At 40.6% G+C, this 21,168-nt stretch carries 15 protein-coding genes; 1 reads left to right on the top strand and 14 read right to left on the bottom strand.

The features are described 5' to 3' along the window. Positions 1-17: 17 nt before the first annotated feature. The 9 genes from BLS33_RS09295 to BLS33_RS09255 all read right to left on the bottom strand — a co-directional run bounded on the left by BLS33_RS09295 (position 18) and on the right by BLS33_RS09255 (position 14,817). Positions 18-1,829: an acyl-CoA dehydrogenase family protein gene (locus tag BLS33_RS09295; RefSeq protein WP_089887780.1), complete on the bottom strand. Its 1,812-nt coding sequence runs from the start codon at positions 1,827-1,829 to the stop codon at positions 18-20. Between the two features lie 17 nt (positions 1,830-1,846). Then, complete coding sequence (locus BLS33_RS09290; RefSeq protein WP_089887778.1) at positions 1,847-3,037, bottom strand: acetyl-CoA C-acyltransferase; 1,191 nt, start codon at positions 3,035-3,037, stop codon at positions 1,847-1,849. 4 nt (positions 3,038-3,041) lie between these two features. Further along, positions 3,042-5,447 carry a 3-hydroxyacyl-CoA dehydrogenase/enoyl-CoA hydratase family protein gene (locus BLS33_RS09285; protein WP_089887775.1) on the bottom strand — a complete coding sequence of 802 codons (2,406 nt, stop codon included), beginning with the start codon at positions 5,445-5,447 and terminating at the stop codon, positions 3,042-3,044. Positions 5,448-5,710: 263 nt separating this feature from the next. Further along, positions 5,711-6,157, bottom strand: a complete 447-nt coding sequence (locus BLS33_RS09280) for a MarR family winged helix-turn-helix transcriptional regulator (RefSeq protein WP_089887774.1) — start codon at positions 6,155-6,157, stop codon at positions 5,711-5,713. A 131-nt stretch (positions 6,158-6,288) separates the two neighbouring features. Beyond that, positions 6,289-8,061: an AMP-dependent synthetase/ligase gene (locus BLS33_RS09275; protein ID WP_089887772.1), complete on the bottom strand. Its 1,773-nt coding sequence runs from the start codon at positions 8,059-8,061 to the stop codon at positions 6,289-6,291. Between the two features lie 192 nt (positions 8,062-8,253). After that, positions 8,254-8,706 carry a GNAT family N-acetyltransferase gene (locus BLS33_RS09270; protein ID WP_089887771.1) on the bottom strand — a complete coding sequence of 151 codons (453 nt, stop codon included), beginning with the start codon at positions 8,704-8,706 and terminating at the stop codon, positions 8,254-8,256. Further along, on the bottom strand, positions 8,707-9,759 hold the full coding sequence (locus BLS33_RS09265; protein WP_089887769.1) for a hypothetical protein: 1,053 nt from the start codon (positions 9,757-9,759) through the stop codon (positions 8,707-8,709). Between the two features lie 19 nt (positions 9,760-9,778). Continuing rightward, a complete protein-coding gene (gene purL / locus BLS33_RS09260) occupies positions 9,779-13,474 on the bottom strand; it encodes a phosphoribosylformylglycinamidine synthase (protein ID WP_089887767.1) in 3,696 nt (1,231 codons plus the stop codon). Positions 13,475-13,605: 131 nt separating this feature from the next. Then, positions 13,606-14,817, bottom strand: coding sequence for an RsmB/NOP family class I SAM-dependent RNA methyltransferase (locus tag BLS33_RS09255; protein WP_089887766.1), 1,212 nt, complete (start codon positions 14,815-14,817; stop codon positions 13,606-13,608). 71 nt (positions 14,818-14,888) lie between these two features. Between BLS33_RS09255 and BLS33_RS09250 the strand changes: the two genes are divergently transcribed. Further along, the gene (locus BLS33_RS09250) at positions 14,889-15,923 is read left to right on the top strand and encodes a WD40/YVTN/BNR-like repeat-containing protein (protein ID WP_089888177.1); all 1,035 of its coding nucleotides are present in this window, start codon (positions 14,889-14,891) and stop codon (positions 15,921-15,923) included. A 27-nt stretch (positions 15,924-15,950) separates the two neighbouring features. On the opposite strand, the gene BLS33_RS09245 is transcribed toward BLS33_RS09250, so the two are convergent. The 5 genes from BLS33_RS09245 to BLS33_RS09225 all read right to left on the bottom strand — a co-directional run bounded on the left by BLS33_RS09245 (position 15,951) and on the right by BLS33_RS09225 (position 21,149). Beyond that, positions 15,951-16,409 (bottom strand): hypothetical protein, encoded by a 459-nt coding sequence (locus tag BLS33_RS09245; RefSeq protein WP_089887764.1) that lies wholly within the window; start codon positions 16,407-16,409, stop codon positions 15,951-15,953. Continuing rightward, entirely contained in the window at positions 16,402-16,926 is a 525-nt protein-coding gene (locus BLS33_RS09240; RefSeq protein ID WP_089887762.1) for a hypothetical protein, read from the bottom strand. The genes BLS33_RS09245 and BLS33_RS09240 overlap by 8 nt, the downstream gene beginning before the upstream one ends. Positions 16,927-16,959: 33 nt before the next feature. Continuing rightward, complete coding sequence (locus tag BLS33_RS09235; RefSeq protein ID WP_089887759.1) at positions 16,960-17,502, bottom strand: RNA polymerase sigma factor; 543 nt, start codon at positions 17,500-17,502, stop codon at positions 16,960-16,962. 108 nt (positions 17,503-17,610) lie between these two features. Further along, a complete protein-coding gene (locus BLS33_RS09230; protein WP_089887757.1) occupies positions 17,611-19,440 on the bottom strand; it encodes an ABC transporter ATP-binding protein in 1,830 nt (609 codons plus the stop codon). Next, complete coding sequence (locus BLS33_RS09225; RefSeq protein ID WP_089887755.1) at positions 19,440-21,149, bottom strand: phospho-sugar mutase; 1,710 nt, start codon at positions 21,147-21,149, stop codon at positions 19,440-19,442. Before BLS33_RS09225 ends, BLS33_RS09230 begins: the two co-directional genes overlap by 1 nt. Between the last annotated feature and the right edge of the window lie 19 nt (positions 21,150-21,168).

Raw genomic sequence — 21,168 nt, 5'->3', positions numbered from 1 at the left:
AGTTAGACATTCTTTAATTAATCGAATGTGTACTTATTATCTGAAGCAACCTTATCCGCAATTTCTTCGCGTAGCTTCACCACATTTGGGTTGTTCGTGTATTTTGTAAATCGTTTCAGACCCATTAACATCATACGTTGCTCATCTCCTTCTGCAAAAGAGATAATCGCCTCTTTTCCTTTTTGTATAACGGTATCGACCGCATCGTATAGGTAAAGTTTCGACATGGCGATTTGAACGGCTTGCGATTCTTCTCCAAAACGCTTCGCATTTTTTTCGGTTCTTAGAACGGTCGATTCGGCCATATAGACTTCGATTAGAATGTCGGCTGCGGCCAACATCAGCTGTTGGTGTTGCTCGAGTTCGGGTCCATACTTCTGAACGGCACTACCGGCCACCATTAAGAATACCTTTTTCAATCGCGAAATAAGATCCTTTTCTTCAGCAAAAAGTTCAGAAAAATCGGGAGTGTCGAAAGATGGTATTCCCATCAACTCCTCACCTACGGCGGTAGCGGGTCCTAATAAGTCGACATGTCCTTTCATGGCCTTTTTGACCAGCATGCCCACTGCCAACATACGGTTGATTTCATTGGTACCTTCATAAATTCGTGCAATTCGTGCATCTCGCCATGCTTTCTCCATGGGTGCGTCGGCACTGAATCCCATACCACCAAAAATCTGAATGCCTTCATCCGTTGTGCTTTGTGCGTCTTCGGATACGGCAACTTTTAAAATAGAGCATTCTATGGCATATTCTTCAACACCTTTTAATTCTGCTTCTTGATGTGAATTTCCCTCTGCTTCGCGAATCGCAATCCTATCTTCTATATTTTTTGCAGCACGATAACATGCAGATTCACCAGCATATGCATTGGTGGCCATTTGAGCAATTTTAGACTTTACCGCCCCAAAATTGATAATCGGCGTTTTAAACTGTATGCGTTCATTGGCATAGTTTACCGCCTCATTGATTACCCTTCGTTGCGCTTCCAAACAGGCTGCAGCTAACTTTATACGGCCAATGTTTAGAGCGTTCATCGCGATTTTGAAACCATTGCCTCTTTCTGAAAGCATATTTTCGACCGGAACTTTGGTGTCATTAAAAAACACCTGCCGAGTAGAGGAGGAGTGTATACCCAATTTCTTTTCTTCCTCGCCAAATGTAATTCCGTTTTCCGAATCGTTTTCTACAATAAATCCAGTAATGTACTTATCGTCTTCTATTCTGGCAAAGACGATAAACATATTGCAGAATCCCGCATTTGAAATCCACATCTTTTGACCGGTAATGCTATAATATTTGCCATCTTCCGATAATACGGCCTTGGTTTTGCCCGAATTGGCATCGGAACCAGCACCTGGCTCTGTCAAACAATAGGCACCAAACCATTCGCCCATGGCGAGTTTGGGGACATATTTTTGCTTTTGCTTTTCATTTCCGTACAATGTTATCGGCATGGTGCCGATTCCTGTATGTGCACCAAAAGCCGTACTAAAAGAGCCCGTGGCTCCAGATATATAATCACAGACCAACATCGTAGAAACAAAACCCATTCCCATACCGCCATAAGACTCGGGTACGGCGACACTCAATAGACCGAGTTCACCTGCCTTACTCATACACTCTTCCGTATAGGCGTAGTCTTTCTTCTCAAAGCGCTCCCAATGTGCCCAAAGTTCACGGTCTACGAATTCTTTGGTACTGTCACGCATCATTTTTTGCTCTTCGGATAGGTCTTCCAAAGTAAAAATGTCTTCACATTTGGTCTCTTTTACAAGGAACTGCCCTCCGCGCAGAATATCCTTATTCGTAGTTTCTGTACTCATGTTGATAATTTATTATTCTAATTCAAAAATTCATAGATACCAGCGGCTCCTTGCCCTGTACCAACGCACATAGTGACCATACCGTATTTTCCTTGCATGTTTCGTTTCCGCATTTCATCAAAAAGCTGAACGGATAGTTTAGCACCAGTGCAACCCAATGGATGCCCTAAAGCAATGGCCCCACCATTTACATTTACAATATCTGGGTTTAGTTTCAACTCACGAATTACGGCAATAGACTGCGATGCGAAAGCCTCGTTCAGTTCAATCAACTCGACATCATCTTGGTTTAAGCCCGCTTGCTTTAATACCTTCGGAACAGCTTTTACCGGTCCAATCCCCATAATTCTTGGAGGCACCCCTGCAGCCGCATAATTGACCAATCGCGCAATTGGCTCCAGTTTTAGTTCTTTGACCATATCTTCGCTCATAACCATCACAAATGCTGCACCATCGCTCATTTGTGACGAATTACCTGCAGTAACACTCCCTCCGGCCGCGAACACGGGTCTCAACTTGTTCAATACTTCAATCGAGGTCCCTTTTCTTGGTCCTTCGTCTTTGGTCACTGTGTAGTTTCTTGTAGCCCTTTTTCCATTTTCATCGACATAGGTTTGTTCTACCTCAATAGGTACAATTTGGTCTTGAAAACGGTCTTCAGCTTGTGCTTTTAGGGCTTTCATGTGTGAGTTGTAAGCAAACTCGTCTTGATCTTCACGTGATACGTTAAATTCGTTGGCTACGGCTTCGGCAGTATTGCCCATTCCCCAGTAATAATCTTCATGGCCTTCATGCGCCAAATCATAATTCAATTCCGTTTTGTAACCTGTCATAGGAACCGCACTCATACTTTCTGCTCCTCCAGCGATGATACAATCGGCCATTCCGGACTGAATTTTTGCTGTTGCGATACCAATAGTTTCAATTCCTGAAGAACAAAAACGATTGACCGTTACCCCGGGGACATCAACAATGTCCAATCCCATTAATGAAATAAGTCGAGCCATGTTCAGGCCTTGCGCTCCTTCGGGCATGGCATTACCCACGATAACATCATCGATTCGTTTTTTGTCGAAATCGGGCAGCTCTTTCATCATATAATCGATGGTCTCCGCTGCGAGTTCATCGGTGCGTTTAAAACGGAATACACCTTTAGGTGCTTTTCCTACGGCCGTTCGATATGCTTTAACTATATATGCAGTTTTCATGTTTTTAATTTCTTAGCGGTTTACCTGTTTTTAACATATGTTGAATACGCTCCAATGTTTTTCTTTCGGTACAGAGTGATAAAAAAGCCTCACGTTCCAAGTCCAGTAAATATTGCTCATTGACTAAAGTGGGTTCCGATAAATCTCCACCGGCCATGACGTAAGCTAGTTTATTGGCTATTTTCTTATCGTGTTCACTAATGTAGTGGCTAGCTTCCATTGCATCTGTTCCTACTAAGAACATACCCAGCGCCTGTTTCCCCAAGACCTTAATGTCTTTACGCTTAGGGGGTTGGGTATAACCCGCTTCTGCCATCAATTTGGCATGGGCCTTTGCGGTCGCTATTTGTCGGTCTTTATTGATGACGACAATATCTTTGCCGTGTTGTAGGATTCCTAAATCATAAGCCTCGTGAGCCGAAGTAGATACTTTTGCCATTCCGATGGTCAAGAAATACTCTTGAAGAACATTAAGTTCGACATCGTTCTTTTTGAACGTGTCTTGAGCCCTAACGGCAAATTCTTTGGAACCGCCACCACCAGGGATTACACCAACCCCAAATTCAACTAGTCCGATATAGGTTTCAGCAGCTGCGACCACTTTGTCAGCGTGCAATGACAGCTCACAACCACCTCCTAAGCACATGCCATGGGGGGCAGATATGGTAGGGATTGCCGAATAGCGCATTCGCATCATAGTGTCTTGAAACATTTTAATGGAATGATTGAGTTCATCATACTCTTGTTCCACGGCCATCATAAATATCATGCCGATATTGGCGCCCACCGAAAAGTTGGCTCCTTGGTTGCCTACGACCAGTCCTTGAAAATCTTTTTCGGCAAGGTCAATGGCTTTGTTTAGGCCGATCAATACATCTGCACCTATGGTATTCATTTTTGATTGGAATTCGATATTCAATATACCGTCACCCAAATCTTCAATCACAACTTCTTTGTTCTTAAATACTTCGTTGGATTTTCTAATATTGTCCAAAATAATGAAGGCATCCTGTCCAGGAACTTTTTCCATGGATTTCTTCGGGATATCGTAATAAAACGTCGCCCCATCTTTCACGGTATAAAAAGTTGATGTACCAGCGGATTTCATTTCATTCACCCAATCGGCTACTTGTAATCCTTCTGCTTTGACGAGTTCCAATCCTTTTTCCAGTCCAATGGCATCCCAAATCTGAAAAGGTCCATGCTCCCATCCAAAGCCAGCTTTCATGGCATCGTCGATTTTGTAAAGCTCGTCGGTAATTTCAGGAATTCTGTGTGATACATATGCGAATAATTGCCCGAAACTCTTTCGGTAAAATTCACCTGCCTTGTCTTTACCATTTACAAGTACGGTAAAACGATCAATAACTTTGTCAACGGTCTTGGTAAGTTCTAACGTATCAAATTTGGCACTTTTCTTGGAACGATAGTCCATAGTGTCCAAATCTAAAGTCAAAATTTCTGTCTTACCGTCCTTATCTTTTGACTTTTTATAAAACCCTTGTCCTGTTTTGCTCCCCAACCACTTATTGTCCATCATGGTATCGATAAAACTGGGAAGTTTAAACAATTCAATACGTTCATCGTCCTTGCAATTTTCGTAGATACCATTGGCTACATGTACTAAAGTGTCTAAGCCCACCACGTCTACCGTTCTGAAAGTAGCCGATTTTGGTCGACCGATAACCGGACCTGTCAACTTATCGACTTCCTCGACCGTCATGTTCAAGTCTTTCACCATATGGAAAAGGCTCTGAATACTGAAAATACCTATACGATTTCCTATGAAAGCGGGGGTGTCTTTGGCGACAACCGATGTCTTTCCCAAAAACTGCTCTCCGTAACCATTCAGAAAATCCAAGACTTCAGGAGCTGTTTTTGGTCCTGGTATGATTTCAAACAATTTTAAATAACGGGCCGGGTTGAAAAAATGGGTACCGCAAAAATGCTTTTGAAAATCTTCGCTTCTTCCCTCCGACATAAACTTTATGGGAATACCTGAGGTGTTTGACGTAATCAAAGTTCCTTTGGTACGATACTTCTCAAGATTCTCAAAAACCTTTTTCTTAATGTCTAACCGCTCTACAACAACTTCAATGATCCAATCTACCTCTGCGATTTTCGAAATATCGTCTTCCAAGTTTCCCGTAGTAATACGATTGGCGAATTTCTGATGATAAATAGGGGAGGGCTTTGATTTTAATGCCATTGCCAACGAATCATTTACCAAGCGGTTACGTACCGCTTTGTCTTCGAGTGTAAGCCCCTTTGCTATTTCTTTGTCGTTGAGTTCTCTGGGCACAATATCCAATAGCAACACTTCAACTCCAATATTGGCAAAGTGACAGGCTATGCCGCTGCCCATGATACCGGAACCTATTACCGCTACTTTTTTAATATGCTTGTTCATTGATTCTATCGTATTTTAGATTGTTAGGTTTAAAATGCTAAGAAATTTACAATACTAATCCCAAGGATTTTGTTTGCTTAAAACTCTTATCGGAATTATTCGGGGAGATTGAACGTTGAAAAGAAACTCAAACCCTCTTTTACAAACGATTTTGATATATTCAAAAATTGCTTTCATAATTGTTCTTTTTTCTATAATTTGACGCAAACCAATTGGTGAGCGTTCATAATACCGAGTAACATCTTAATCATATAACCGGCGAGCTACTCGTTGATTTCATTGTATATTTTTTTCTCACTTATCAGTTGCGTAATAACCTCCATAACTTCATAAAAGTGCTCTAGTTGTTCAGAGTTAACATTGTCTCTAACAGCTTCATTGAAACGGAGTACTGCCGCTTTTGAATCATTTCTTTTTTCTAGGCCGAAATCAGTCAAATGTATGAGCACACCCCTACCATCTTTGGGGTTCGGTTTCCGCTCAATAAGTTCTTGCTCTTCCATTCTTTTTAATATTCGTGACAGGCTGGTAGCTTCCATGCCCATTTTCGGTCCCAAGGCAGTTGATGGAGTACCCGTTTTGGGGTCTATACTCAATAGGGTAAAACCGACGGCCATGGTCGATCCATAATTTTTAGCCTGTTCATTGTACATACGAGCAACTGCCTGCCATGTAGCTCGCAATGCATAATCTATGGTTGTCTCTTTCATTAAAAGTGGTTATTCACCTTCAAATATAAGAAAATATATTATGCATGCATAATATATTTTAAAAAAAATGGGGGATTTATTTTATAATTTCTTTCGTTGGAATTCGAACTTAGGCCAGATGCAAATTAAATTTAATGATTATAAATGTCATTATATAATTCGATGTAGATTTCTTTGATAACCTTACGTTTAAGTTTCATAGTGGGCGTCAGGTGTCGGCCCTCAACGCTCCACACGTCTGGCGTCAGTCTAAACTGTTTAACTTTTTCCCATTTGGCGAAGCTGTCGTTCGCGGCGTCTACCTCTTCTTGATATCGCTCGTGTACTTTTGGATTCTTTATAAGATCCTCATCGGATGAATATTGAATTTGGTGGCGTTGGGCCCAACTCCTTAGAAATTCAAAATCTGGTTGAATAAAGGCTGCCGGCATTTTTTCTCCTTCTCCAATAACCATTATTTGTTCTATAAAGCGCGATTGCTTAAAACGGTTTTCAAGCAATTGCGGTGCTACGTACTTCCCTCCGGAAGTTTTGAACATCTCTTTTTTTCGGTCGGTTATCTTAAGAAATCCGTCCGCATCGATCTCCCCGATATCCCCCGTATGAAAATACCCACCTACCAGTACTTCACTTGTTTTTTCTGGATCTTTATAGTAGCCAATCATCACTTGAGGGCCTTTTACACAAATTTCTCCATCATCGGCTATTTTGACCTCGGTTCGGTCTAGAAGTTTTCCGACGGTGCCGATACGGAATCCGCCATCGCGCATATCGTTTACCGAAACAACTGGTGAAGTCTCGGTGAGACCGTAGCCCTCCATCACCCCGAATTCCGCTGCATTGAATATACGGGCCAATCTCGGTTGCAATGCGGCACTCCCTGAGGAAATTAACGAAAGATTTCCACCAAGACCTTCTTTCCATTTGTTGAAAATAAGTTTACGCGCCAATGCCAGTTTTTGTTCATACCACCAGCCATTTTGTCCATAGGGTTCATATTTTAATCCTAATTCGACCGCCCAAAAGAACAATTTCTTTTTAATACCGGATAGGTCTGCACCCTTCGACAAAATCTTATCGTAAACTTTTTCCAACAAGCGCGGTACGGCGGTCATCACATGTGGTGCCGTTTCTTTCAGGTTTTCGCTAATCTTATCCATCGACTCGGCGAAATATATCGTGACACCGGCATATTGATAGAGGTATATCATCATACGCTCATAAATATGACAAACGGGTAAAAAGCTTAGACATTTGGTTTCACCGTAATTAAGGGACAATCTTTTAGCGCTTTCAAGTGCATTACTGACAACATTGCTGTGAGATAGCATAACACCTTTTGGTTTTCCCGTCGTGCCAGAGGTATATATTAAGGTTGCCAGATCTTCAGGTTTTACTTTTTCTTTAAGTGCCTCAACTTCATTTTGGTTGGATGGGTCGGTACCCATTTCAAGTATTTCATTCCAATTTTTGCAATCGGGCAACTGATCAAAGGAATATACATCTTTCAATGTAGGAACCTGTTCTTTTACAGCCATAACTTTTTCGTAGACTTCTGCACACGATACAAAGCAATATTTTGCTTCGGAATGATTGAGTACATAGGCATAATCATCTTTAGAAATTGTAGGATATATTGGGACATTTTGGGCACCCAGTTGCAATATACCAATGTCCATTATGTTCCACTCGGTTCTATTGGTCAATGATATCAGGGCAATTTTATCATTTGGTCTGACCCCTAGTCTTAACAGCGCCCGACTTATTGCATTGGCCTTATCGACATATTCCTGTGTTGATGTAGCGATCCATTTTCCATCGTATTTGGTAACGAGGGATTTTTCCAAATTATATTTCTCCAATTGATAGTATGGGAAATCGAAAAGACGAGTGATATTTTGCATAATCGGGTTTTGATACGTTCTTGCAAAATATGAAAAGCAGATGGATTTTAAAATGACTTTGTTAAAATACCGTGTTAATTGTTGTAGATATAGAAATGCCGAGGTGTGAAACTAACAATAGTGGCGATGATTGTATTGAATTACGGTTTCGTAAAATAACTTTTAACCGAAAGAATAAACAGAAAGGAAGTGCTATAGATGAAGCTTCATTCCTTCATGGGAAGCTGAAAAGCCTAACTTTTCATAAAAGCGAATCGCATCTGGGCGCTGTTTGTCAGATGTTAATTGCACGACGTGAGCGCCTTTTTTCTTGGCTCTGTTTATAATCCACTCGAACATTTGCCTGCCGATACCCTTTCCGGTATAGTCATCCCTGACCCTTACATTTTCTACTTGACACCGTATACCGCCTTGATAGGTGAGGTAAGGAATGAAACTCAACTGAAAAGTGGCAATAGGCTCTTGTTCCTCATTTTCAACGGTCAGCAGTTCTTGGTTTTTATCGGCTATAATGCGCTCATAGGCTTCGTAGTACACTTTGGGCAAAGGGGTTTGATAAACTTCCCTCAGACGCCCTAATTTGTCATTGGCCAGCATTTCAACGATAGCGGGAAGGTCTTTTTTAGTTACAGGGCGGATGGTCATTTAAATACGAAGAAATGAAGTTGGCTTAGTCAATTTATTTACGAGGAACAATTTAAAATAGAGAGTTGCAGTTAAGAAGGGATTATCTTCATATTTAGTTTTAACCAATACATCATCGACAAAACTATATTTGCTTTCTCTACTTTTAGGAAAATCTATTTCCTTAAGCGATTCGCAGATTTCTTCATTGTCAAAATATTTTTTTACAATTTTGATCCCGATATCTCCTTTAGAAATATCATGGAATTTGTTCAAATAATAGTATTGTGAAAACTCTAAAATATCCAACATATAACAATGACCATTTGATGAATTTTTAATCTCCTTTTTCAAAAAATTAAAATGCTCCGAACTCCCTTCGTCAACTAGATACTCTAAGGCAAATTTGTAATTTTGATTGTTTTCAATCTCAAATGTATTTTTAAAAAATAAAGTAGAAATTTCACTAGGCCTATCCATTAAAATTCTATTTAATGCGGGCAGGCTTGAAGAGTCGATTTCCGGATTACCCTTCAGGAACTCAACAATTGTACGCTGGTCTTCTTGTTCAAAATCTTTGTAAAACGGATGATTCGCATCAACGAAATCAGCCAATTCTTTATAATCGCCATCTTCTTTCAATTTTTTTAGAAACCCTTTGAATTTACTTTTTTCATAGTTTCTATAGAACGAGGCAAAGTTTTTTTCAATTGTTCCAGGTATTTCGATTTCGAGTTCTTCAAGTCTACTTTTCAATTCTCTATTTGGTTTTATGACATAGAAATAATTGAAAAAAGGAATTGAAATTGCCAAAATGGTAAGTAAGATTGTAATTAAACCAAAAAACACCGTAATTCCGTCAAATATATTGCTATTAGAAATCAGAGCAGCTTCTAAAAGTTCATTCTTTTCTGTTAGAAATTTAGTTTCTTGGTTTTCAATAACGGCAATTTTATCTTCGTAGTCCCACTCGTTCATCGAGATTGTGTTCGATTTTGTAGTATCATTTCCAACTTGGTTAAAAGCCAAATTTGTCCCTATTAAAAAAACCAAAAACAATTTCAAACTTCTCATTGCCTAATATTTTAAATTGTCATCTAATACTTGTAACCCATTTTTTAGCATTGATAAAAGCCTCTAACCATGGTGAAACACTATCGCTGTTGCCTTTTGGATAATATGCCCAATTCCATGGGAAGATAGAACGTTCAATATGGGGCATCGTTACTAAATGCCGCCCTGTCTTATCGCATAGCATCGCAGTGTTGAAAGCACTTCCATTCGGGTTGGCAGGATAACCTTCATAACCGTATTTCGCCACAATCTCATAATTTTCTTCGGAAAGGGGCAAGCGAAATTTACCTTCCCCATGCGAAATCCATACCCCTAAAGTGGTACCTGCCAAACTGGAAAGCATTATCGAATTGTTTTCTTGGATTTTGACCGAGGTAAAATTGCTTTCGTGCTTGTTCGAATCGTTATAGGTCATTTTTCCATGTGCTGAATGCTCCGGATTGATAAGGTCCAATTCCATAAACAATTGGCAACCGTTACAAATGCCGATGGACAAGGTATCAGGCCGTGCAAAAAAGTTTTTTAAAGCGGTATTTGCCTTTTCGTTATACTTAAAAGCTCCTGCCCAACCTTTGGCACTTCCTAAAACATCGGAATTTGAAAACCCGCCGACGGCGCCGATAAACTGAATATCTTCTAATGTCTCACGGCCCGAAATAAGATCGGTCATATGTACATCTTTGACATCGAAACCTGCCAAATACATGGCATTTGCCATTTCACGTTCCGAATTACTTCCTTTTTCCCTTAAGATAGCCGCCTTGGGTCTTTCTTTTTGTACAGGATAGGCAGGACGTTCACTGCCAAAGTTTTTTGGAAATGTATAGGTAAGCGGTTGCTCCTTGTAATTTTCGTATCGTGCTTTTGCCAGGCCTTTTGCTGTTTGTTTATCATCCAACAAATAGGAAGTTTTAAACCAAACGTCCCTTAGTGATGCGATGTTCAAACCCATTTCCATACTGCCGTTTTTAATGGTCAAAGTGCTTTCGGCAACTACCTTTCCTATTTTGTGGAAATCTATATGGGCATTTGCTAACGTCGATTCAATGGACTCGTTTTTGCCTTGAAAGACAATACCGGTATTTTCGGAGAATAATAGTTTGATCGTATCTTCTTCCCCTAAAGTTGTTAGATCAAGTGATGCGCCCAAATCGATATCTGCAAAGCATGACTCCAGCAACGTAGTTATTAGTCCGCCAGATGCGACATCATGACCCGCAACGATTGCTCCGTCTTTTATCAAATTCTGAACAGTATTGAAAACTGATTTGAAATATCCCGCATCGGTAATCGTTGGTGTTTCTTGGCCAATTGAATTGCGGACTTGTGAAAAAGAAGAGCCTCCTAATTTATAAGCGTCTTTAGACAAGTTGATGTAATAAATGAGACCACCGTCTTTCTGAAATACGGGTTCTACGACCTTTGTAATGTCATTGCAATTTCCGGCAGCAGAAATAATAACGGTTCCTGGAGAGATTACATCGCCGTCTTTGTATTTCTGTTTCATCGAAAGCGAGTCCTTTCCGGTAGGTACATTGACGCCAAGTTCGATTGAGAAATCTGAAACGGCCTGAACAGCCTCATAGAGTCTTGCGTCTTCCCCTTCATTTTTACAGGGCCACATCCAGTTCGCGGAAAGGGATACCGATTGTAAACCGTCTTTTAAAGGCGCCCAGATGATATTGGTCAAGGCTTCGGCAATACTGTTTTTGCTTCCAGCAGCAGGATCGATTAGTCCAGAAATAGGGGAGTGGCCAATGCTGGTGGCAATTCCTTCTTTTCCTTTAAAATCCAACGCCATCACTCCACAATTGTTTAATGGAAGTTGCAAAGGTCCGGCACATTGCTGCTTGGAGACCCGACCGCCGACACAGCGGTCTACTTTATTGGTAAGCCAGTCTTTACAAGCTACGGCTTCGAGTTGTAAGACTTGTTCCAGATAGTCGTGGAAGAACTCCAAGGTGTATTCGGGGTTCTTATAATCCCTCTGGATGGTTCTATCGGTCATGATAGTTTTTGGGGAACTTCCGAACATATCTTCCAAATCCAAATCCATGGGTTTGTCACCCGTGCTTTTTGACTCAAAAGTAAATCTATGGTCGCCTGTTACATCGCCTACCTCGTACATCGGAGACCTTTCCCTGTCTGCGATACGGTGTAGTAGATCCACATCTTTTTTTCCGATTACGAGCCCCATTCGTTCTTGAGATTCGTTACCGATTATTTCCTTGGCAGAGAGCGTAGGATCGCCCACTGGTAATTTGTCAAGATCTATTTTTCCACCTGTATCTTCTACCAATTCAGAGAGGCAGTTGAGGTGACCACCCGCTCCATGATCATGAATGGACACAATCGGATTTGTTTCACTTTCGACCATACCTCGAACGGCATTGGCCGCCCGTTTTTGCATTTCAGGATTTGAACGTTGTACGGCGTTCAATTCAATCGCAGAACTGAATTCACCAGTGTCTGCACTGGAAACGGCCGCTCCGCCCATACCAATCCGATAGTTGTCGCCACCAAGGATTACAATTTTATCACCGCTTTGCGGAGTGTCTTTTAAGGCTTGCTCCGTTTTACCATAACCGATACCACCGGCTTGCATGATGACCTTGTCGTAACCCAATCTGCGTGCTTGTGGCTTAGTTGCTGGTGCATTATCTTTCACTTCATTGTGCTCAAATGTAAGTACCGAACCCGCAATTAGCGGTTGCCCGAATTTATTTCCGAAGTCAGATGCCCCATTTGACGCTTTTATCAAAATGTCAATAGGAGTTTGATAGAGCCATTCACGGGCGTTCATCTGTTTTTCCCACGGACGGTCTTTCTCTAAGCGGGAATATGCCGTCATGTAGACAGCAGTTCCAGCGAGTGGCAAAGAGCCTTTTCCGCCAGCCAAACGATCACGAATTTCACCGCCCGACCCGGTTGCCGCACCATTAAAAGGTTCCACCGTAGTCGGAAAATTATGGGTCTCGGCCTTTAATGAAATGACCGAGTCAAATTCTTTTTCTTGGTAAAAATCGGGTTTGTCGGCAGTTTTGGGTGCAAATTGTACCACTTTAGGACCTTTTACAAAAGCGACATTATCTTTGTAGGCCGATACAATATTGTGTGGATTTTCTTGTGAAGTCTTTTTAATCAATTTAAAAAGTGACGAGGGCATTTCTTTTCCGTCGATTACGAAAGTACCGTTGAATATCTTATGGCGACAATGTTCAGAGTTCACTTGACTGAAACCGAATACTTCTGAATCGGTCAATTTTCTGCCAATTTTTTCAGATAGTTTTTCCAAATAGAGAACTTCTTCGTCATTTAGTGCCAATCCTTCTTGCGAATTGTAAGCCGCAATATCCTCAATTTTGAGTATGGGCTCAGGAGTAATGGCTATGCTAAAAATATCTTGGGAAAGTCTGTCGTACTTTTGAGAAAGCATCGGATCAAACCTGGACAAATCGTGATTTGCTGCTTTGAACTCTTCAATTCGTATAATGCCAGAAACACCCATATTCTGTGTAATTTCGGTAGCATTTGTACTCCAAGGAGTTATCATGGCTGCCCGTGGTCCAATAAAAAAGGCGTCAAGTGACGCCGCATTTATCTTGGGTTGGTTGCCAAACAACCAGGTTAATTTTTCTGTATCTATTTTAGAAAGTTCTTGGCTCGTTTGTACTGCAAAAACTTTGGTATCTGCATCCCCGAAAAAGTGAATCATTGACTTTTTGAATTACTAGGTTTAAGAAAGCGCAAATTTACGCCTTTTTGGTCAATCTTTTTTGTAGAATAATTAACATGTTTATGTCTGAATTGTTGATAATCCTCTTAAAGCTTATCCGGTGTTTAAGCCTAATTTTTCTGAAATAAGGCCATATAAAATCCATCAAAACCGCTTTTGGAGGCGTAAATTTTCTTTTGCTCGACCAACTTAAAATCTTTTCCCTCTTCCGAAGCCAGAAAAGCGACCACTTGATCGCTGTTTTCTTGTGGAAGGATAGAGCAGGTGGCGTATACCATTTTCCCGCCTGGTTTGACTATTTTACTATAATTACGCAAAATTTCTTGTTGAGTCTTAGTGATTTTTTCAAGAAAATCGGGCTGTAATTTCCATTTCGTATCAGGATTTCTTCGAATAACGCCGAGGCCCGTACATGGGGCGTCGATAAGTACCCGATCAGCGGTACCATATAACTTTTTGAATACTTTTGTGGAATCAATTTCCCTAGGTTCGATATTGTGGGCGCCATTTCTTCGGGCTCGACGCTTTAATTCTTTCAATTTACTAGCGTAAATATCCATAGCGATCAACTGACCTTTGTTTTCCATAAGGGCCGCTAGGTGAAGTGATTTACCTCCTGCACCGGCACAGGTGTCTACAACGCGTTGGCCAGGCTTTACATCTAAAAGTTCGGCCACTAATTGTGAAGAGCCATCTTGTACCTCAAAAAATCCGTTTTTAAAGGCTTGGGTAACAAAAACATTGGCCCGTTCAGGTAACTGCAAAGCCAAGGGATAACCTTTCACGGGTTCTGCAACTATGCCCTCTTCTAAAAGCGTTTTGCGCAATTGTTCCTTTGTGATCTTCAAAGTGTTGGTACGCAAAACAACTGAAGCGGGTACGTTTAGGGCCGCTATTTCCTTTGTCCATAATTTATCGCCCAAAGCTTTTTCGCAAACTTCATCGATCCAATCGGGAACAGATTCCCTAAATTTTCTAATTTTAGAAAGTTCATCGAACTTACCTTTGATGCGCCGCTCGGGGGTTGGTTCTATTTGTTTCCAATCGGGGAGTTTTATTCCTTTTAATACCGCCCAAACGGCCCACATGCGAAACAGGTCAGGCCTGCTAAAGGGAGCCTTTACCTCTGCGATTTCAGTGTATAATCTTTTGTAGCGCACCATTTCGTAGGTTGTTTCAGCAATAAATCCTCGGTCGCGGGCACCCCAGCGCTTATCAAATTTTAATACTTTTTGTACGACCTTATCGGCATATTCTCCCTCATTGAAAATCAAGTTCAATGCATCGACTACGGCAAATACTAAGTTTCTATGTAATTTCATTAAAAAAAATTAAGGGTGCAAAGGTATGGTATTGCTATGGAATCCCTTTATTTTTGAACAAATTTATACGTATGCGCTACTTCTTGATTGCCCTGATTCTTTTAGCTGTTGTTTCTTGTGCCGTGGATAAGAAAAAAGAACCGTTTACCTCGGTACATGTAGAAACCCTTTTCGAAGACTCTCTTAGTGTAAGGGCTATAGAAATAATGGGAAATAGTCTTGCTTTTGCCGCAAACAAAGGCGCGTTCGGGACTATTGACCTCGCTACGGGAAAATTGAGGCTAAATATTCAAAAATACCATACCGGCATTCCTGAATTTCGGGCTGTTGGGCATACTTCGACAGATTTTTTTATGCTATCCATCGCCAATCCGGCCTTACTCTACAAGACAGGGGACACGGGGGAAATGGAACTGGTCTATAAAGAAGAAGATGATGCGGTTTTTTATGATGCCATGACTTTTTGGAATGATAAAGAGGGAATAGCAATGGGTGACAGTATGAATGGGTGTCTATCGATTATTATTACTAGGGATGGCGGAAATTCATGGAAAAAAATACCATGTTCGCGCTTACCAAAAAGCGGAGAAGGGGAGGGTGCTTTTGCCTCAAGCAATACCAATATCAAAACGGTAGGTGAAAAGACTTGGATAGCCACGACTAACAGCCGTATTTATTTTTCGCCCGATAAGGGAATAAATTGGGAGGTTCTTGAAACCCCAATAGTAAAAGCTAGCCAGACCCAAGGAATCTATTCTATAGATTTTTGGGATGAAAACTTGGGGATTGTCGTAGGAGGGGACTATACCCAACCCGAAAAAAATAAGGCGAATAAGGCCATTACAAAAGATGGGGGAAGAACTTGGCAATTGATCTCCGATGGTCAGAGCCCGAATTATAAGAGTTGCGTTCAATTTGTACCCAATACCCAAGGTAAGGGTATCGTAGCCTTAGGTTTTACAGGAATTTCATATTCTTCTGATATGGGGAGTAGTTGGCAACAACTTTCCGATGAAGGCTTTTTTACACTTCGGTTCTTAAATGACTCCGTGGCCTACGCCGGCGGAAAAAATAAGATTGCCAAATTGACTTTCAGAACCGAGTAATGAAGTGTTATATCGCACAGGGTGTCATTATCTCCCCCGACCATCACCTTTTTTTTGATGGAAACGTCTAATTAATTGCTTTTTAAAATCTTCTTCGGAACGAATTAACATCAATGATTTTTTTGCAGAAATTATCTTAGCTGCTTTTTTAAGGAATATTTTGTCAAGTTCTTCTTCTTCTTCCTCAAAACTTAGATACTGATCCAATAAGTCGGAAGCAGCTTTCTCAGAGAGGTTCGAGGCATCTTTTATTTTATCGCGTATTTGATCATGCTCTTTTCTCCGTAATGCGTATCGGTTTGATTCATATTCATTGTAAAGCGGCCAAAATGATTGCGCCTCTTCGCTGGTGAGACTTAACTGTTCGGTAATAAAGGCCACTTTTAATGCCTTGATCTTATCCCAGTCTTGCTTTTCCCTTTGACCATAGAATACTGATGCGGTAAGTAAAATGGCTAGTGTTGATATTTTTTTTAGTCTATTCATTGTTTTCAAGATTTAGTGCCTCAAAATCATCAATATTGTCATTCAGGTAATCCAAAACATTTTCTTGGTCAAGGTGACCCTCAAGCATATCACTGTATTCTAATTCATCGACGGGAATCAGCTCGGCAAGTTCGTAGGTCGAAAACCCTAAATCGGTATTCTCAAAATAATTTTCGAGATCTGAATCTGCAATATTGTCGAAACTGAGTTCTTTCGATGCGCTCCAATTAAATATAAAAGCCAAGGTTACTATCGCTGCCACAGCAGCTGCGGCCATATAATACTTTTTAAAAGGTTTCAGTTGAACTACTTTTGTTTCGGAATAATTTAATTTTTCAAGAATTTTTTGGTTAACCCCTTCGAAATAACCTTCGGGAACTTCAAACCCATCTTTTTTAGGAATAAGGTCGTTATGGGCGGAAGGGTTATCGGATAACCTGCCCATAAGCCGTTCGGTAAAGCTTTCGAAATAGCCTTCCGGGGTTTTGAAATCGTTATTTTGGTTATCTTTATTCATTCTTTTTGTTTGACTATCAATGTCTTGAAAGGTTTAATCGTCCTTTAGATATTCTTCGATTTTCTTTACTGCCAAATGATACGAGGCTTTTAAGGCACCCACTGAAGTTCCCAAGATCTCCGACATTTTTTCATATTTGAGTTCTTCAAAATATTTCATATTGAAGACCAATTTTTGCTTTTCAGGAAGCGTGGCAATCGCCTTTTGTAAATTTAATTGAATATCATCTCCCTCGAAATACACATCGGCCTGAAGGTTATTGATCATATTGTCTTGCAGTTCCCCATCGCTAATTCCTAGCTTTTTTGATTTACTCTTAAGAAAACTTAGGGCTTCGTTGGTGGCGATTCGGTACATCCAAGAAAACAATTTACTATCTCCTTTAAATCCGCCTATATTCTTGTACACTTTTATGAACGTATTCTGCAATACGTCATCAGCATCGTCATGGTTGAGTACAATTCGACGTATATGCCAATATAACCTTTGTTTATAGGTATCAACCAACACTTCGAACGCCCGTGATTGGGTTTCCTTCGATTGTAGTTCTTCTACTAAAGTTTTTTCGGCAATCAATAGGTCTTGCTTAAGTTATCTCTTTGACTAAAGTTAGGCAAAAAGGTTTAAGCGACAACTGAAAATTTCAAATGCATGATGATTAGGTTGTAGGTGCTCTTGCTAGTTTTAGGAAGCCAGGGACTGCATTTCGACGAGTTTTTTATATGCTCCTTTTTTAGCAAGTAATTCGGCATGAGTGCCCTTTTCTACAATTTCTCCTTTTTGGAGCACAACAATGGTGTGGGCATTTTGAATGGTCGATAAGCGATGGGCAATAACAATTGATGTTCTGCTTTTCATCATTTTTTCCAAGGCGTCTTGAACCAATCGCTCACTTTCGGTATCCAAGGCCGAAGTTGCTTCATCCAATATCATAATTGGCGGATTTTTCAATACCGCTCGTGCAATCGATAGGCGCTGCTTTTGCCCACCACTTAATTTGTTGCCACTATCCCCAATATTGGTATCGTAACCTTGTGGCAATTCGCTGATAAAATCGTGTGCATTGGCAATCTTGGCCGCTTCTATAATTTCTTCCCGAGAGGCATTCTCTTTTCCCAAAGAGATGTTCTGTGCAACCGTGTCGTTAAACAATATCGAGTCTTGGGTAACTAGGCCCATAAGACCTCGTAATGACTTTTTTGTAAACTCTTTTATATTGATACCGTCGATTTTAATATCTCCCTCGGTAACATCGTAAAAGCGCGTGACTAGATTGGCAATGGTACTCTTGCCACTTCCTGATTGGCCGACTAAGGCAACTGTTTCACCTTTGGGGACATTCAAACTGAAATTTTTCAAAACCAAATCATCTTCATACTTAAAGGAAATATTTTCGATGGAAATGCCAGAGACAAAATCGGTCTTTACCATTGCATTTTCCTTCTCGACTATAGGACTTTCAGTTTCGAGTATTTCAAGCACCCGCTCTGCTGCGGCATTTCCTTTTTTTACGCTGTATGATGCTTTGCTAATCGCTTTTGCAGGTGTCAAAATCTGATAGGAAAGTGTCATATAGGTAATGAAGAGCCCAGGTTCCAATGTTTGTTCTACGAGCACCATTTGCCCGCCATACCATAGTATTACACCGATTGCGGCGATGCCAAAGAATTCGCTAGTAGGCGATGCCAGATTTTGCCTGTTGAGCAAACTGTTTGAAAAATTATAAAACCGTTTGGTCGAATTTTGAAACGTTTTTGAAAATCTAGTTTCGGCGTTAAAAGCTTTTATAACGCGTAGACCACCTAAAGTTTCCTCTAAAATGGATAAAAAATGACCTTGCTCTCGCTGAACTTTATCTGATTTTCGCTTAAGTGATTTACCGATCAACGAAATCAGAAATCCTGAAAGGGGAAGAAATAAAAACACGAACAACGTCAGTTTCGGACTAATGGACAACATGGCTATAATCGTAAAAGCTATTGTCAACGGTTCTCTAACTATGAGTTCTAATATAGACAAGAAAGAATGTTGGATTTCTAAAACGTCAGAGGTAATGCGCGCAATAGTATCACCCTTTCTTTTCTCGGAATAATATGAAATGGGCAACTCGATTGTCTTGTCGTATAGTTCGTTTCTTAGGTCTTTCAATACTCCGTTGCGCAAAAAAGTGATGAAGTACATGGCGAGATAACCAAATACGTTCTTTAGAAAGAACATACTAATGATTAATATGACCATAAGCATTAGCGTATCACCGGCATTACCATCTTGGCTTCTTTCGGTCACAAAGAAATTTAGGTATTCCATTAGATATTCTTTGCCTTGTGAGATTCCATTCCAGACTGGTTTTACATAAACCGGTTCGGTCTGGTTGAAAAGAACGGTTAACATAGGAAACAAAGAAATCATTGCCAATGTTGAGAAAAGGGCATAGAGAATGTTCGAAATAATATTTAAAAAAGCGTATAGTTTGTAAGGCTTCGCAAAACGAAGAATTTTTTTAAAGTAATTCATTAACCCAATTTCAGTTCACTGAGAATACGGTCGATTTTAGCATCAAGTTCTTTTGAAACCTTTTTAAAATCTTCCGCTTTTTCCAATTTGGCATTGGTGCTTATGTAAAATTTAACCTTAGGCTCGGTACCACTGGGTCTCGCCGCGATTCGGGTGCCGTCTTCGGTTTCATAGATCAAAACGTTACTTTTCGGTATGTCGATAACCTTTTCTTCACCGGTCATCACATTTTTAGCGATAGAAGTGTTGTAATCTTCAATCCATTTTACTTTTGAGCCTGCCACCGAAACCACAGGGTTTTCTTTGAAATCTACCAACATTTGTTTGATTTCTTCGGCACCTGACATCCCTTTTTTTGTTAAGGAAATCAGCTTTTCCTTAAAGTAACCGTATTGCACGTAGCAATCAATGAGATCTTGGTAAAAGGAGCTGCCATTGGCCTTGGCCTGTGCGGCTATTTCACATGCCAATAGGGTAGAGGTTACGGCATCTTTATCACGAACAAAGTCACCTACCATATACCCAAAACTTTCTTCACCTCCACCGATAAAACTAGATTCGGGAAAGTCTTTAATCATTTTACCAATCCATTTAAATCCGGTAAGTGCCGTTTTGAATTCGACACCATAGGCCTTGGCCATTACTTCCATCATAGGGGTGGATACAATGGTGGTCGCAACGAACTCGTTGCCCTTAAAACCTTTTTCCTTTTGTTTTTCCAACAAAAACTTAGTCATTAGGATCATCGCTTGGTTGCCATTGACAATTTCCATTTCTCCTTCTAAGTTGCGTACGGCAATGCCCAACCGGTCACTATCCGGGTCGGTGCCCACCACCATATCGGCATTGATTTCCTCGGCTTTTTTTACAGCCATAGATAAGGCTTCAGGCTCTTCAGGATTAGGCGATACTACCGTGGGGAATGCGCCATCAGGTTTTGCTTGTGCTTCAATGACGGTAACATTTTTATATCCGGCTCGACTCAACACTTCTGGAATAGCGGTAATTGATGTGCCGTGCAGTGAGGTGAAAACGATTTTAAAATCATCTTTACCCTTGGCATTAAAGTTTCCGTTTGCAACAGAAGCTTCTATAAATGCTTCATCTACGTCTTTATCTATTAACTCTATTAAGGCATCGTTCGAATTGAAATTGATGTCCTCGAAAGAAAGTGCGTTAATCTCTGAAATAATCTCACCATCCTGCGGTGGTACAATTTGTCCACCATCGGTCCAATAAACCTTATAGCCATTATATTCCGGCGGATTGTGCGATGCAGTTAAAACAATACCTGCATGGCAGTTTAAATGCCTTACCGCAAATGAAAGTTCGGGGGTAGTTCGTAATTCTGAAAACAAGAAAACTTTTATGCCATTGGCAGCAAATACCTCTGCCACGGTTCTGGCCAGTGTATCGCTGTTATGTCTGCAATCATAGGCGATGACCACTTGCAATTGTTGGTCGGCGTATGTTTTTTTTAGGTAGTTGCTTAAGCCCTGAGTGCTTTTTCCTAAGGTGTATTTGTTAATTCTGTTGGTGCCAACACCCATGATACCGCGCATACCTCCCGTACCGAATTCCATATTCTTATAGAAACGATCTTTAAGCTCTTCCGTATCATTGTCTATTAACTCTTGAACTTCTTTTTTAACTGCTGGATCAAAAAAATCGGTCAACCAGCTTTTGGCAGTGTTTAGTATGGCATCCATATATAGCGTGAATTATTTT

The sequence above is a fragment of the Kriegella aquimaris genome (assembly GCF_900103215.1).
Lineage (GTDB): Bacteria > Bacteroidota > Bacteroidia > Flavobacteriales > Flavobacteriaceae > Kriegella > Kriegella aquimaris.
This window is presented reverse-complemented; position numbering and strand designations above follow the sequence as displayed.

Excerpts from the sequence above, each read along its gene's own strand:
- BLS33_RS09280 (WP_089887774.1), bottom strand. The coding sequence starts at position 6,157 with ATGAAAGAGACAACCATAGATTATGCATTGCGAGCTACATGGCAGGCA.
- BLS33_RS09270 (WP_089887771.1), bottom strand. The coding sequence starts at position 8,706 with ATGACCATCCGCCCTGTAACTAAAAAAGACCTTCCCGCTATCGTTGAA.
- BLS33_RS09250 (WP_089888177.1), top strand. The coding sequence starts at position 14,889 with ATGCGCTACTTCTTGATTGCCCTGATTCTTTTAGCTGTTGTTTCTTGT.
- purL (WP_089887767.1), bottom strand. The coding sequence starts at position 13,474 with ATGATTCACTTTTTCGGGGATGCAGATACCAAAGTTTTTGCAGTACAA.
- BLS33_RS09265 (WP_089887769.1), bottom strand. The coding sequence starts at position 9,759 with ATGAGAAGTTTGAAATTGTTTTTGGTTTTTTTAATAGGGACAAATTTG.
- BLS33_RS09245 (WP_089887764.1), bottom strand. The coding sequence starts at position 16,409 with ATGAATAGACTAAAAAAAATATCAACACTAGCCATTTTACTTACCGCA.
- BLS33_RS09285 (WP_089887775.1), bottom strand. The coding sequence starts at position 5,447 with ATGAACAAGCATATTAAAAAAGTAGCGGTAATAGGTTCCGGTATCATG.
- BLS33_RS09230 (WP_089887757.1), bottom strand. The coding sequence starts at position 19,440 with ATGAATTACTTTAAAAAAATTCTTCGTTTTGCGAAGCCTTACAAACTA.
- BLS33_RS09225 (WP_089887755.1), bottom strand. The coding sequence starts at position 21,149 with ATGGATGCCATACTAAACACTGCCAAAAGCTGGTTGACCGATTTTTTT.
- BLS33_RS09240 (WP_089887762.1), bottom strand. The coding sequence starts at position 16,926 with ATGAATAAAGATAACCAAAATAACGATTTCAAAACCCCGGAAGGCTAT.
- BLS33_RS09255 (WP_089887766.1), bottom strand. The coding sequence starts at position 14,817 with ATGAAATTACATAGAAACTTAGTATTTGCCGTAGTCGATGCATTGAAC.
- BLS33_RS09295 (WP_089887780.1), bottom strand. The coding sequence starts at position 1,829 with ATGAGTACAGAAACTACGAATAAGGATATTCTGCGCGGAGGGCAGTTC.
- BLS33_RS09275 (WP_089887772.1), bottom strand. The coding sequence starts at position 8,061 with ATGCAAAATATCACTCGTCTTTTCGATTTCCCATACTATCAATTGGAG.
- BLS33_RS09290 (WP_089887778.1), bottom strand. The coding sequence starts at position 3,037 with ATGAAAACTGCATATATAGTTAAAGCATATCGAACGGCCGTAGGAAAA.